The 13,521-nt window shown below is 67.5% G+C and carries 16 protein-coding genes; 15 read left to right on the forward strand and 1 reads right to left on the reverse strand.

The genetic code is table 11. The features are described 5' to 3' along the window. The first annotated feature begins 4 nt into the window (after positions 1 to 4). The 13 genes from ACXAJT_RS09600 to ACXAJT_RS09660 all read left to right on the forward strand — a co-directional run bounded on the left by ACXAJT_RS09600 (position 5) and on the right by ACXAJT_RS09660 (position 9,979). Complete coding sequence (locus tag ACXAJT_RS09600) at positions 5 to 2,410, forward strand: circularly permuted type 2 ATP-grasp protein (RefSeq protein ID WP_475234774.1); 2,406 nt, start codon at positions 5 to 7, stop codon at positions 2,408 to 2,410. Positions 2,411 to 2,432: 22 nt separating this feature from the next. Beyond that, complete coding sequence (locus ACXAJT_RS09605; RefSeq protein ID WP_475234775.1) at positions 2,433 to 3,311, forward strand: transglutaminase family protein; 879 nt, start codon at positions 2,433 to 2,435, stop codon at positions 3,309 to 3,311. Between the two features lie 83 nt (positions 3,312 to 3,394). Further along, positions 3,395 to 4,384: a hypothetical protein gene (locus ACXAJT_RS09610; RefSeq protein WP_475234777.1), complete on the forward strand. Its 990-nt coding sequence runs from the start codon at positions 3,395 to 3,397 to the stop codon at positions 4,382 to 4,384. 146 nt (positions 4,385 to 4,530) lie between these two features. Further along, positions 4,531 to 5,292, forward strand: a complete 762-nt coding sequence (locus ACXAJT_RS09615) for a sulfite exporter TauE/SafE family protein (protein WP_475234778.1) — start codon at positions 4,531 to 4,533, stop codon at positions 5,290 to 5,292. 164 nt (positions 5,293 to 5,456) lie between these two features. Then, on the forward strand, positions 5,457 to 6,353 hold the full coding sequence (locus ACXAJT_RS09620) for a 2-dehydro-3-deoxygalactonokinase (RefSeq protein WP_475234780.1): 897 nt from the start codon (positions 5,457 to 5,459) through the stop codon (positions 6,351 to 6,353). Continuing rightward, a complete protein-coding gene (locus ACXAJT_RS09625) occupies positions 6,350 to 6,970 on the forward strand; it encodes a 2-dehydro-3-deoxy-6-phosphogalactonate aldolase (protein WP_475234781.1) in 621 nt (206 codons plus the stop codon). The genes ACXAJT_RS09620 and ACXAJT_RS09625 overlap by 4 nt, the downstream gene beginning before the upstream one ends. Positions 6,971 to 7,019: 49 nt before the next feature. Next, positions 7,020 to 7,496, forward strand: coding sequence for a tRNA (N6-threonylcarbamoyladenosine(37)-N6)-methyltransferase TrmO (gene tsaA, locus ACXAJT_RS09630; RefSeq protein ID WP_475234783.1), 477 nt, complete (start codon positions 7,020 to 7,022; stop codon positions 7,494 to 7,496). 179 nt (positions 7,497 to 7,675) lie between these two features. After that, a complete protein-coding gene (locus ACXAJT_RS09635) occupies positions 7,676 to 8,518 on the forward strand; it encodes an urease accessory protein UreD (protein ID WP_475234784.1) in 843 nt (280 codons plus the stop codon). A gap of 3 nt (positions 8,519 to 8,521) precedes the next feature. Continuing rightward, the gene (locus ACXAJT_RS09640) at positions 8,522 to 8,824 is read left to right on the forward strand and encodes an urease subunit gamma (RefSeq protein ID WP_475234785.1); all 303 of its coding nucleotides are present in this window, start codon (positions 8,522 to 8,524) and stop codon (positions 8,822 to 8,824) included. Between the two features lie 37 nt (positions 8,825 to 8,861). After that, entirely contained in the window at positions 8,862 to 9,029 is a 168-nt protein-coding gene (locus tag ACXAJT_RS09645; protein WP_475234786.1) for a hypothetical protein, read from the forward strand. Beyond that, positions 9,026 to 9,331 carry an urease subunit beta gene (locus ACXAJT_RS09650; RefSeq protein ID WP_475234787.1) on the forward strand — a complete coding sequence of 102 codons (306 nt, stop codon included), beginning with the start codon at positions 9,026 to 9,028 and terminating at the stop codon, positions 9,329 to 9,331. The genes ACXAJT_RS09645 and ACXAJT_RS09650 overlap by 4 nt, the downstream gene beginning before the upstream one ends. A 34-nt stretch (positions 9,332 to 9,365) precedes the next feature. Then, on the forward strand, positions 9,366 to 9,695 hold the full coding sequence (locus ACXAJT_RS09655; protein WP_475234788.1) for an antifreeze protein: 330 nt from the start codon (positions 9,366 to 9,368) through the stop codon (positions 9,693 to 9,695). A 65-nt stretch (positions 9,696 to 9,760) separates the two neighbouring features. Further along, a complete protein-coding gene (locus ACXAJT_RS09660) occupies positions 9,761 to 9,979 on the forward strand; it encodes a hypothetical protein (RefSeq protein ID WP_475234790.1) in 219 nt (72 codons plus the stop codon). Positions 9,980 to 10,067: 88 nt separating this feature from the next. Here the strand turns inward: ACXAJT_RS09660 and ACXAJT_RS09665 are convergent, their stop codons facing one another. Next, complete coding sequence (locus ACXAJT_RS09665; protein WP_475234791.1) at positions 10,068 to 10,913, reverse strand: c-type cytochrome; 846 nt, start codon at positions 10,911 to 10,913, stop codon at positions 10,068 to 10,070. Positions 10,914 to 11,022: 109 nt separating this feature from the next. Between ACXAJT_RS09665 and ACXAJT_RS09670 the strand changes: the two genes are divergently transcribed. Next, a complete protein-coding gene (locus ACXAJT_RS09670; protein WP_475234792.1) occupies positions 11,023 to 11,406 on the forward strand; it encodes a lysozyme inhibitor LprI family protein in 384 nt (127 codons plus the stop codon). A gap of 19 nt (positions 11,407 to 11,425) precedes the next feature. After that, on the forward strand, positions 11,426 to 13,174 hold the full coding sequence (gene ureC, locus ACXAJT_RS09675; RefSeq protein ID WP_475234794.1) for an urease subunit alpha: 1,749 nt from the start codon (positions 11,426 to 11,428) through the stop codon (positions 13,172 to 13,174). Positions 13,175 to 13,521 lie beyond the last annotated feature (347 nt).

Raw genomic sequence — 13,521 nt, forward strand, 5'->3', positions numbered from 1 at the left:
TGCCGTGGAGGCAAAGACGACACATGCGCTGCCGGAAACGGTGGCGAAGTTCCTAAAAGGCTACAGCCCGCCGAAGGGCGTGGCCGACGAACTGCTGCGCCGCGACGGCAGTCTGCGGCCCGCGTGGCAGCCGCTGATCCGTCACCTCGCCGGGCAAAGCGCCGAGACCCGCGCCCGCGCCTTCGCGCGGGGGGATCAATATCTCGACGACACCGGCGTCTATTTTCGTCAGCACACCGGCGAGGGATCGACCGAGCGCCGCTGGCCGTTGAGCCATGTGCCCGTGGTCATTTCAGCCAGCGAATGGGCCACGCTCTCCGAAGGCATCGTGCAGCGCGCCGAGTTGCTCGAGAAGGTGATGGCCGATCTCTATGGGCCGGGGCAGCTTGTGCAGGATGGTCACCTGCCGGCGGACCTCGTGGCGCGCAACCCCGAGTGGCTGCGGCCCGTGGTGGGGATCGAGCCGCGCTCCGGTCATTTCCTGCATTTCCTTGCCTTCGAGATCGGGCGCTCGCCCGACGGCTCGTGGCTAGTCTTGGGGGATCGGACGCAGGCGCCCTCGGGCGCGGGCTTTGCGCTGGAAAACCGGATGGCGACCGGGCGGGTGTTCCACGACCTCTTCCCCAAAGCCAACGTCGAGCGTCTTGCGGGCTTCTTCCGCAGCTTCCGCGACGCGATGATCGATCTGCGCGCGGACGAGGGGGGCAGGGTGGCGATCCTCACCCCCGGCCAGCACACCGACACCTATTACGAGCACGCCTATATCGCCCGATACCTCGGTTTCATGCTGCTCGAATGCGAGGACATGGCGGTCAAGAAAGGCCAGTTGAAAGTGCGCACGGTGGCAGGCGACGAGCCGGTCTCGGTGCTCTGGCGGCGTCTTGATGCACGCTTCGCCGACCCGCTGGAACTGGACGAAAGCTCGGCGCTTGGCACGCCCGGCATGGTCTCGGCGCTTCGCGCCGGGGCGATCACCATGGTCAACTGCCTTGGCTCGGGCGCGCTGGAATCGCGCGCGCTCATGGCCTTTCTGCCGCGCATCTGCGAGGCGCTCACCGGCGAGGCGCTGAAGCTGCCCAACATTGCCACATGGTGGTGCGGTCAGTCTTCGGAGCGAGACTATGTGCAAAAAAACCTGCAGCGCATGATGATCGGCCCGGCGCAGTCCACCAAGCTGCCCTTCGACATCGATGCGGGCACGGCGCTTGGCGGCGAGTTCCGCGGCGGCGTGCATGGCTCGGTCTCCGACTGGCTCGACCGTGAGGGCGAGGCGCTCGTGGGGCAGGAGGCGGTGACGCTCTCGACCACCCCGGCGATGGTCGACGGACAACTGGTGCCGCGCCCGATGGTGGTGCGGGTCTTTGCCGCGCGCACGCCCGAGGGCTGGACGGTGATGCCGGGCGGCTATGCTCGGATCGGGCGCAGCGGTGACGCCACGGCGCTTGCGATGCAGGCGGGCGGCTCGGTGGCCGATGTCTGGATCACCGCCGACGCCCCGGTCCCGCGCGAGACGCTGGCGCCGCGTGACAAGGGGCCGTTCCTGCGCCGCCAGCCGGCGCAGCTTCCGGCGCGCGCCGCCGACAATCTCTACTGGCTGGGCCGCTACGTCGAGCGCGCCGAGATCGGCGTGCGGCAGATCCGTGCCTATCACCTGCGGCTCGAAGACTACGGACCGGATGCGCTGCCGCTGGTGGAAAGCCTTGCCAAGTTCCTTGCCGGTTTTGGGCTCGATCCCTCCGAAGAGCCGGTGCCACCGGGGCTGCTGCAGCTTTTCGAAGTGTCGCGCGGCTGCGCTTCGAAAGTGCGCGACCGGTTCTCGACCGACGGCTGGAACGCGCTGTCGGATCTGGCCAGCACCGCCCGCGAAGTGGCGACAGGCTGCCAGCCGGGCGATGACGCCGCGCGCGCGATGAGCCTGCTGCTGCGCCGCATCGCCGGTTTCTCGGGGCTGGTGCACGAGAATATGTTTCGCTTTCTCGGCTGGCGCTTCCTCACCGCCGGGCGGGCGCTGGAGCGCACAGACCAGATGGCCGCCTTCCTGGCCACCTTCACCGATGCGCGGGCGCCGGGGGGCGGGCTCGATCTGACCGTGGAGGTGGGCGACAGCGTGATGACCCACCGCCGCCGCTACTCGGTCGAGACCTCGCGAGAGACGGTGATCGACCTTCTGGCGCAGGACGCAGGCAACCCGCGCTCGATGCTGTTCCAGCTCGATGTGCTGCTGGCCGAGGAAGAGAGCATTCGCGCCGCCAGCGGGCATTCCATGGGCGAGGCCGGCAAGCGCATCCTGATGCTGCGCACCGCGCTTGCCGTCGCTGAACCCGCTGAAATCACCCCCGACCGGCTGCGCGGCTTCCGCGCCGATCTGGCGGCGATCTCGCATGCGTTGACCGCGCAATACCTGAGCTGACCGCAGCCGAAGGAGCCGTCGCATGTCGCAGATCTACGATATCTCGCTGAAGATCACCTACGAGTACGCCAGCCCGGCGGGGGCCAGCCGCACGCTGCTGCGCATGCTGCCGCGCGCGCTGCAGGGCCAGCAGCTGATCTCTGGCCGGGTCAGCGCGACACCGGCGCCGGACTGGCGGCGCGACGGCGCGGATTTCTTCGGCAATCCCACCTGCGAGATGGCCCATGACATGCGGCTGAGCAAGATCACCTTTGCCTTCGCGGGCCGGGTGCGCAAGGCGAGGCCCACCGCCGGGCTCGATCTGTCGGGGGGCTGGCGGACGCTGGCGCAGGATCTGGCGGCGACGCGCAGCATCGCGCCGGACAGCCCGCATCATTTCCTTGGCCCCTCGCCGCGGCTGCCGGCCGCGCCCGAGATCGCCGCCTTCGCGCGCGACACGGTGCGCGAGGCCATGTCGGCGCAGGCGGCGATCGAGGCGGTCAGCGCCCGGCTGCACACGGAGTTCGATTTCGATCCCGAAGCCACCGAGGTGACCACCACCGCGATCGAGGCGTTCCGCGCCCGCCGCGGCGTGTGTCAGGACATCAGTCATGTGATGATCACCGCGCTGCGCGCGCTGGGGATTCCGGCGGGCTACGTCTCGGGCTTTCTGCGCACCTTGCCGCCCGAAGGCCAGCCGCGGCTGGAAGGCGCCGATGCGATGCATGCGTGGGTGCGGGCGTGGGGCGGCACCGAGACCGGCTGGATCGAGATCGACCCGACCAACAACATGCTCGCCGGGGCGGACCATGTCACCGTTGCCTACGGGCGCGACTATTCCGACGTGGCGCCGACGCGCGGCTCGCTGCGGTCCGAAGGCAGCCATGTGACAACGCATCAGGTCGATGTGGTGCCGGTCTGAGCCGGGCGGCCTGGCGGCGTTGACGAATGCTCAACCTCTTTGGCTCAGTCTGTGCCTCGCAAAGGGCTGCAGGCAGGGGTGCCATGCGACGGATCGACGAGAAACTGGCCAAGATCGCACGGGGCCGTTACGGGCCGCGCGATTTCATCCTCACGTTCTGCAAGGACGCCGATCTGATCCGCGGCTGTTCCGCCGCTGGGCGCCATCCCGATGGGCGGCTGCGCAGTGCGCCCGATTACCGCGCCGACATGCGGCGGGTGATCGAAAGCGATCTTGCCGACATCGTGCTGACGTCGCTCGCCTCTGCCGAGGTGTTCAGCGAAGAGGGCATCTATGCGCGTTCCAACGTCACCCCGGCGGTGCGGATCAGCGACAATACCGACATCTGGCAGGTGCGCGGCGGGTGCTACGCGCAAGCGCCGGCGCGGCCGTTCCGCTCCTCGCGGCTCGAAAATGTGCGTCCGGTGGCCAATCTCGGTCTCTACGCGCTGAACTTCTACAATGACATCGACCTCGATCATGCCACGCTGCGCGCCTATGCCGAATTTCGCGAGCAGGCCACCGCCATAGGGCTGCGCCACATCCTGCGCGCCGCTGATCCGCCGATCCGGGTTGACACCGGCGAGGCCGATTTCGCCGCTTATCGCAATGACGTGCTGACCCGCAGCCTCTCCGGCGTCGCCCGCAAAGAGCGTCCGCTGTTTATCGAGGTCGGCTACCACGGGCCCCGCGCGATGGAGGAACTGGCCGATTGGGACCCGACCCGCGTCATCTTCGGGCTCACCGGCTGCGGTGACGGCACCACGCGCGATTGCCTCGAACGGCTCGCGCAGGGGGAGCGTCACGGTGCGCGCGTCGCCAGTTTCAGCCGCGCCGATTTCCACTGCGAAGACCCGGTGCTGATGATGCGGGCCATGCGCCGCGTGGTGCGTGAAGGGGTCAGTTCGCTCGAGGCCGCGCAGGCCTATCACGCCGATCTGGAAAAGGCCGGGTTGACCCCGCTGCGGCCCCCCGCCGAAGACCTCGAACTGACCGTGCCGCTGCTGAGCCGCAACCAGACCCGCGCCGCCTGACGCCGATCGCCAGCGATGCGCAAAGGCGCGGGCGAGTTCCGGCGGGCGCGACCCGCGTTCGCCCGGTCAGGCGCTTTCTGCTTTCCCCCGCCGTCCGATCTGTCCAGAAAGGGCCCGCGTAAACGAGGAAGGCGGTATACCGGGTGATGGACGAGGGCAGCGGGTTCTGGATCGCAGCGACGCTGGCGACATATTGCGTCGGCGCGTCGAAAGGCGGGCTGCCGATGATCGCGATGCTGGGGGTGCCGATCCTGTCGCTCTTTACCTCACCCGCGGCGGCAGCGGGGCTTTTGCTGCCGATGTATATCCTTGCCGATCTCTACGCGCTGTGGCTGTTTCGGGGCGCCTTCTCGCGCCGCAATCTGACCATTCTGATCCCCGCGTCCGCCTTGGGCATCGTGCTGGCGTTCCTGTTCATCTCGCGCGTGCCGCCCGAGGCGGGCAAGCTTCTCGTGGCGCTCGTGGGGGTCTACTACCTCGGCGACGCGCTGCGCCGGCGGATCGTGCGCGACAACCGGGCGCGGCCCGCCGATGTGCCGCGCGGGCTGTTCTGGGGCGCGCTGGCGGGCTTCACCAGCTACGTCTCGCACGCCGGCGGCCCGCCTTTTCAGGCCTATGTCCTGCCGCAGAAGCTCTCGAAGATGCGCTTTGCCGGCACCGCCGCGATCCTGTTCGCCTGCGTCAACTGGATGAAATTACCACCCTACGTGCTGGCCGGGCAGGTGACGTGGGGCAGCCTTGGTCATGTGGCGCTGCTCGCCCCCGTGGCGCTCTTTGGGGCGTGGTCGGGGCATAGGCTGCTGCGCTGGCTGCCCGAGCGCGCCTTCTTTGCCGCCGTCAACGCGGCGCTCGCCTTGCTCACCCTGCGGCTGCTATGGGAAGTGGCAACGGCTTGGGGCTGGCTCTAGGCTCTTCTTCTCTTGTCCAAATACGCCGGGGGAGGCGCGCGCAGCGCGGCGGGGGCAGCGCCCCCAGATCTCTGCGGGTCTCCGCGCTTGCGCCCTGCCGAAGCGGGCGCTAACACCAACCGGCATTGCAAAATGGGCCGAGCAAAATGACCCGAGGAGGGCAGATGACCGAGGCGACCGACTGGATCGCGGTGGACTGGGGCACATCGAACCTGCGTCTGTGGCGCATGGCGGCGGATGGCGCGGTGTTGGAGCGGCTCGAAAGTGACGCCGGCATGGGGCGGCTGTCGCCCGAAGAGTTCGAGCCGACTTTGCTGGATTTGCTGCCCGATCTTTCCGACGCCACGCCGGTGCTGATCTGCGGTATGGCCGGGGCGCGGCAGGGCTGGGTCGAAGCGCCCTACCTGTCTGTTCCCTGCGCGCCGCCGAAGGCCGCCGAGGGCATCGCGGTGCCGACCAAGGACCGCCGGCTTGACGTGCGTATCCTGCCCGGCGTGTCGCAAGTCAGCCCCGCTGACGTGATGCGGGGCGAGGAAACGCAGGTCGCCGGCTTTCTGGCGCTGAATCCGAACTTCGATGGGGTGATCTGCCTGCCCGGCACCCACAGCAAATGGGTGCATGTGAGCGCCGGAGAGATCATCTCTTTCCGCAGCTTCATGACCGGCGAGATCTTCGAACTGCTCAGCCAGCGCTCGGTGCTGCGGCACGGTCTGGGACAGGGCTGGGACGATGCGGCCTTTACCGAGGCGGTGGATCAGGCGATGGGCCGCCCGGCTGCCTTTGCCGCCGAACTGTTCACCCTGCGCGCTGAGGGGCTGCTGCACGGGCTGTCGCCCGACACGGCGGCGGCGCGGCTGTCGGGCCTGCTGATCGGCATGGAACTGTCGGCGGCAAAACCCTACTGGCTGGGCACGAGCGTCGCTCTGCTGGGCGCAAGCAAGCTCGTGTCACACTACCGCCGCGCGCTCGAGGCGCAGGCGGTGCCGGTGGTCATCGCCGATGCAGACCGTATGACGCTGGAAGGGCTGAAAGCGGCCCGCAAAGAGGAGACATCCCCATGACCCGCGAGATTATCGCCATCCTGCGCGGCCTCACGCCCGAAGAAGCGCCCGCTGTGACCGAGGCGCTGATCGGCGCAGGCATCACCAAGATCGAGGTGCCGCTGAACTCGCCGCGCCCCTTCGATTCCATTGCCGCAATGGTGAAAGGCTTCGGCGAGGAGGCGATCATCGGTGCAGGCACGGTATTGGCGCCCGAAGACGTGCTGCGCCTGAACCAGATTGGCGCGCGGATGGTGGTGTCTCCGGACATGAACCAGCGGGTGATCATGGCCACCAAGAAGGCCGGAATGCTGAGTTATCCCGGCGTGCTGACCCCGACCGAGGCGTTCACCGCGCTGCGCACCGGCGCCGACGGGTTGAAGTTCTTCCCCGCGCCGCTGGTCGGTCCCGAGGGGTTGAAGGCAATGAAGGCGGTTCTGCCCGAGGAGACGGCGACCTATGCTGTGGGCGGCGTCGGCGCTGCCAATATGGGGCAGTGGCTGGCCGCCGGTGTCACCGGGTTCGGCATTGGCACGTGGCTCTACAAGCCGGGCCGTGGCCTCGATGATCTTGCGGCGCGCGCCCGCGAGGTTGTCGCGGCCTATGACGCGGCGCACGACGGCGAACTGGCGGGCTGAGCCGCCGCGCGCTACCTTCTTCGCGACACCGCGACGAGGGGAGCGCAGCATGACCCAAACCACCGAGGATGACATCCGCCCGGGCGAAACCTCGCTAGACGTGCCGCCCGCGCAGGACGCGCAATTGCGGTTCATCGGGCGCATCCGCACGCCGTTTGCCAGCCGCGCGGAGTGTCCGCGGCAGGGCGATCCCGCCGGGCCCGAATGCCGCATCGAGGTTGATCCTGACTGGGAACCTGCGCTCGACGGTGTCGAGCGGGCCGAGCGGTTGCAGGTGCTCTACTGGCTCGACCGTGCCCGCCGCGACCTGCTGACCCAAAGCCCGCGTGGCAGCGGCGAGACCCGCGGCACGTTTTCGCTGCGCTCTCCGGTGCGACCTAACCCTATTGGTATTTCCTCTGTGCAGTTGCTGCGCCGTGAGGGCAGGGTACTGGTGGTGCGGGGGCTGGACTGCGTCGACGGCACGCCGCTTCTCGACATCAAGCCGGACCGCTGCGCGCATGGAACGCGGCCCGTAGAAGGGTGATTCAGTTTCGGTGCAATACTGTGCATTTGTGCGTTTTTCGCATTCACGTTGGGCAGTTGCCCCTTGCGCATTGCGCCACCGTGCGCCTGCAGGTGCCGATTGCTTGAGGTTCCCGACCCGCTGAAAGAGGGTCCGCGAGGCAACCGGAGGACAGGTCCATTCCCTATGATCAGCCGCAGATGAGTGCCGCCGGAAATGCCCCGGTTTCGGGCTCGGCGAACCGCGCCCGCGGCAAGGCCCGGATCGCCGCGCGGCGGCGCAACGCGGCCAGCGTCATCGGCGATTTGCACATGTCCGGTAGCTCGAAACTCCTGTTCCCCCGCGCGCAGGACGCGCTGCAGGCGGTCTATCTGAACAGCTCGGGTGGCGTGACCGGCGGCGATGCCTTCGAGATCGAGGCGACGGCCCGCGAGGGCGCGCATCTGGCGCTGACCACACAGGCGGCAGAGCGGGTCTATCGCGCGCTTCCCGGCGAAATCGGTCGCGTCGAGACGCGGTTGCACATCGAGGCCGGGGCCCGGCTCGACTGGCTGCCGCAGGAAACCATCGTGTTCGACGGCGCGGCGCTTGATCGCCGCCTCTCGGTCGAGATGGCCGAGGATGCGCGCCTGCTGCTGTGCGAGCCGCTGATCTTCGGGCGCACCGCCATGGGCGAGCGCGTCACCGACCTGCGCCACGCCGACCGCATCGACATTCGCCGCGGCGGCAGGCTCGTCTGGGCCGACCGGCTGCGCCTGTGCGGTGATGCCTCTGCATGGCTGGGCGATCCGGCGATTGCCGCTGGCGCGCAGGCCATGGCCAGCGTTGTGCTGGCCGCGCCGGGGGCCGCGGCGCGGGTTGATACGCTGCGCGAGATGCTGCCTCAGACCGAGGATGTGTTCTCGGCCGGTGTCTCGGCGCTCGACCCCGACCTTATCGTGCTACGCATGCTCGCCATTGACGGTTTCGAACTGCGCCGTCACCTTTGCCCTGTACTGCGGCGCCTGTCGGGCGCCGAACTCCCAAGACCCTGGATGATCTGACCCATGCAACTGACCCCCCGCGAAAAGGACAAGCTTCTGGTGGCCATGGCCGCCGAGGTGGCCCGCAAACGCCTCGAGCGCGGCGTGAAGCTCAACTACCCCGAAGCGATCGCGCTGATCACCGACGCGGTGGTCGAAGGCGCGCGCGACGGCCGCTCGGTGGCCGAGATGATGGACGCGGGCGCGCAGGTCATCACGGCAGAGCAATGCATGGAAGGGGTGCCCGAAATGGTGCACGAGGTGCAGGTCGAGGCCACCTTTCCGGACGGCACCAAGCTGGTGACCGTGCACAACCCGATCCGCTGACACGCGGCCTTACGAGACAAAGACCACAGGTGAGACGATGAAATACCTCCTTCCGCTCATGGCCCTGCCGCTTGCGACCCCAGCGCTCGCGCATGAGGGCGCGCATATCCACCCGCATGGCGCCGAAAGCTGGCTGACCGTGATCGCCGTGCTGGCGGTGGGCGCTTATGGCGCGTACCGGATGTATGGCGGTGGCCGCAAATGATCCCCGGCGAGCTTTTTCCGGCAAAGGGTGAGTTGACGCTCAACGCGGGGCGCGAGGCGATCACGCTGATGGTCGCCAACACCGGCGACCGCCCGGTGCAGGTCGGCTCGCACTACCATTTCGCCGAGACCAACCCGGCGCTGGATTTCGACCGCGCCGCGGCACGCGGCATGCGGCTCGACATCGCCGCGGGCACCGCCGTGCGGTTCGAACCGGGCCAGCGCCGCGAGGTGCAACTGATCCCGATTTCGGGCGCGCGCAAGATCTACGGTTTCAACCAGCAAGTCATGGGAGCGCTCTGACGGGCGCGCATCTTTCAACATAAGGACGGCAACCATGTTCGAGGCATTCGGGGCACTGACGGGAAGCATGATGCGACTGGGAATGCTCAGCGCCGAGGCGCAGAGCGTGGTCGCCTACCGAATGCTGGGGTTTGCCGGCATGTGGTCGGTGCCACCGACCGAAGCCTACCGCATGACCGCCGAGAAGGGACCGGCCTTCATCCAAGGATGGTGGCGGGCCAGTCAGGCGGTGATGATGGGCGCGCCTGCGGGCACGGTGATCACCGCCTTTTCGGCACCGCTGGAACGTAAGGCGCGCAGCAACCGCAAGCGGCTGAGCCGGCGCGGGCCGCAGTTTCGTCCGGGCCAGCGCTCGGGCTGGTGACGCGGGCGGCGGCGCTGGCGCGTCTCGGCGAACCGGCAAAGACCTAGGGCAAGGAGAGCAAGACGTTGTTTTTCATCACACCGATGGACTGGGCCGCGATCTCCATACGCACCGCCGCGCAGGTATATGCGCTGCAGGTGCAGATGGCGCAGAGCTTTCTCGCCTATGCGCAGCAGCAGGGCGCGGCGCTGACGCCTGTGGCGGCACCATCGGCGCCTGCCGCGATGGGCATTTGCGGCCCGGCGCGGCTGTCGCTGGTCAAGCCCTCGCAGGCGCAGCGCTGATGCCGGAGGTCGCTTGAGCGCGCGCGATCACATCCATGGCGCCAGGACCGGCGTCGCGCGCCGGACCCGTGCGCGCCTTGCGCTGCGATCAGGCGTCGGGCAGCGGCGGCAGGTTGCGCAGGTAGAGGATCACCGCGTCGAGGTCCTCGGGCGTCATCTGCGCCAGATAGCCGTAGGGCATGGGGGGCATCATCGGCATGCCGTCGGGCCGCTTGCCTTCGGTGATCATCGTCTTCAGCTCGGCATCGCTGTACCCGGCCAGCCCGTCTTCGGAACTGGTGAGGTTGGGCGCCGTGACACTGCCCCACGGGCCGTGGAACTCAAAGCCGCCTCGGCCGAGGTGATCGCCGTCGAGCATCGGGCCTGTCTCGCCCATGGGCGAGTGGCACTCCATGCAGTGGGTGACCGCACGAGCGAGGTATTCGCCATATTCCACGGTGACCCCGCGCTCCGGCGCGGTGACGCTTTCGACCGGCGGACCGTAGGCCGGGGGCAGGGGGATATTGTAGACCGAGGCAGGCACCTCGTTGTCGATCGGGTCGAGCGAGCGCAGGAAGGCGACGATGGCCGACAGGTCCGCATCGCCCAGATCGCGGTACATGGCAAAGGGCATCGGCGGACCGATCACCGTGCCATCGGGGCGGATGCCCTCGCGGATCGAGCGGGCCAGTTCGGCGTCGCTCCAGTCGGCGATGCGCCCGGCGGGCGTGATGTTGGGCGCGTAAGCGGTGAACATCGGAGTGTCCTCGACCAGCCGTCCGGCCAGTTCCATGCTCAGGTCGGGGCCCGCCTCGCCAAACGGCGTGTGGCAATTGCCGCAGCCCGCCGGCCCGCGCACGAGGTATTCGCCACGGGCGATCTCGCTCTCGTCGGCAGGGGCGCTGCCGCAGGCAAGCGCGAGGGCGGTGAAGGAAAGAAAGAACGTGTTACGCATCTGCGGCTCCTTGCCTGTGCAGCCTTGGGAGTGGGAAATGGCAATGTCTGACTTCACGGCCACGTTACCTGCGGCAGCCTGCCGCACCAAGAGAAATCGCGAATGCGGAATGTTTCCCCATTTTCGCCGCATGGCCCTCGTGACGGGGGCCGCGCTCGCGGGCCTTATCATCTTGTCGGAGCCTGCCGTTGCCGCCGATTGCGCTGCGGCGCAGACCACCATCGAGATAAGAGATTGCGCCGGCAGAGAATACGAGGCCGCCGACGCCGAGCTGAACGCGGTCTATGCGCAGATCAAGGCCGGTGTCTCTGCAGATATCATGGCGCAGGTCCGCGACGCGCAGCGCGCGTGGATCCCCTATCGGGATGCCGCCTGCGCCGCCGAAGCCGCGCCCTACGAGGGCGGAACCATCCAGCCGCTGATCCATCTCAGCTGCCTGACCAGACTAACCCAGCGCCGCAGCGAAGACCTGCGTGCGATCCTGCCGAAGTGACCATCCGAGGAAGACCCACATGCCCGCAACGATTTCCCGCCGCGACTATGCCGCCATGTTCGGCCCGACCACGGGTGACAAGCTGCGCCTCGCCGACACCGACCTGATCATCGAGGTCGAACGCGACCTGACCGCATCGCTGGCTGGCGCCGGGCAGGGCGGCAACGGCGAGCTCTATGGTGAAGAGGTGAAGTTCGGCGGCGGCAAGGTGATCCGCGACGGCATGGGCCAGTCGCAATACACCCGCGCCGAAGGCGCCGTGGACACCGTGGTGACCAATGCGCTGATCGTCGACCACAGCGGCATCTACAAAGCCGACGTCGGCCTGAAAGACGGGCGCATCGCCAAGATCGGCAAGGCCGGCAACCCCGACACGCAGCCCGGCGTCGACATCATCGTCGGCCCCGGCACCGAGGTGATCGCGGGCGAGGGGCGCATCCTCACCGCCGGCGGCATGGACAGCCACATCCACTACATCTGCCCGCAGCAGATCGAGGACGCGCTGCACTCGGGCCTGACCACCATGCTGGGCGGCGGCACCGGCCCGGCGCATGGCACGCTGGCGACCACCTGTACCCCGGGGCCGTGGCACCTTGGCCGGATGATGCAGGCCGCTGATGCCTTCCCGATGAACCTCGCCTTCGCGGGCAAGGGCAACGCCGCGCTGCCCGCGGCGCTGGAAGAGCAGATCCGGGGCGGCGCATGCTGCCTCAAGCTGCACGAGGACTGGGGCACCACGCCGGGCACGATCGACAACTGCCTGTCGGTGGCTGACGACTGGGACGTGCAGGTGATGATCCACACCGACACGCTCAATGAATCTGGCTTCGTCGAGAACACCGTTGCGGCGATGAAGGGCCGCACCATCCACGCCTTCCATACCGAAGGGGCAGGGGGCGGCCACGCGCCGGACATCATCAAGATCTGCGGCGAGGAGTTCGTGCTGCCCAGCTCGACCAACCCAACGCGGCCTTTCACCGCCAACACGCTCGAGGAACACCTCGACATGCTGATGGTCTGCCACCACCTCGACAAGTCGATCCCCGAGGACGTGGCCTTTGCCGAAAGCCGCATCCGCCGCGAGACCATCGCCGCCGAGGACATCCTGCACGACATGGGCGCTTTCTCGATCATCGCATCGGACAGTCAGGCCATGGGCCGCGTCGGCGAGGTGATCATCCGCACATGGCAGACCGCAGACAAGATGAAGAAGCAGCGCGGCAAGCTGGCCGAGGAACAGGGCGATAACGACAATTTCCGCGTCCGCCGCTACATCGCCAAATACACGATCAACCCGGCCATCGCGCATGGCATCAGCCATCAGATCGGCTCGATCGAAGAGGGCAAGCGCGCCGATCTGGTGCTCTGGAACCCGGCGTTCTTTGGGGTGAAACCAGAGATGGTGCTGATGGGCGGCACCATCGTCTGCGCGCAGATGGGCGATCCCAATGCCTCGATCCCGACGCCGCAGCCGGTCTACACGCGCCCGATGTGGGGCGCCTATGGCCGCTCGGTCGAGAACTCGGCGGTGATCTTCGTGTCGGAAGCGGCGCAGGCCGATGGCATTGGCGACAAGCTGGGCCTCGCGAAACAGACGGTGGCGGTGAAAAACACGCGCGGCATCGGCAAAAAGGACCTGATCCTCAACGACGCGCTGCCCGAGGTCGAGGTGCATCCGGAAACCTACGAAGTGCGCGCCAACGGCGAGTTGCTGACCTGCGAGCCAGCGAAGGAACTGCCGATGGCGCAGCGCTACTTCCTTTACTGATCAGCCTGCCCGCCGGCGACCCGGCGGAGCGTGAGCGAACGGCGCCGGCCCTTTTTGAGGGCCGGCGCTTGCCGTTTCCGGGGGGAGACTCAGGCGCCTATGGCCGCTGCAAGCGCTGCGTTTTGCGCATGACAGAGCCGAAACACCCGTCTTCGCAAATCGCCAAAATCCTAGGCAGCCTTTCGTCCGGCGCATGGCTGCCTGAAGTTAAATGCCGTGTCTTAAACGATTTTAACCACGCACCGTTCGCGAAACGCCGCTCATATGGGCGCCTAATTATTTTGCTTCGTATCGCGGGAGATTTCGGTAACAAAACTATCTGTGATCTCTGCATAGCTTGAAGGACG

This window comes from Salipiger sp. ABF4_146, assembly GCF_056161345.1.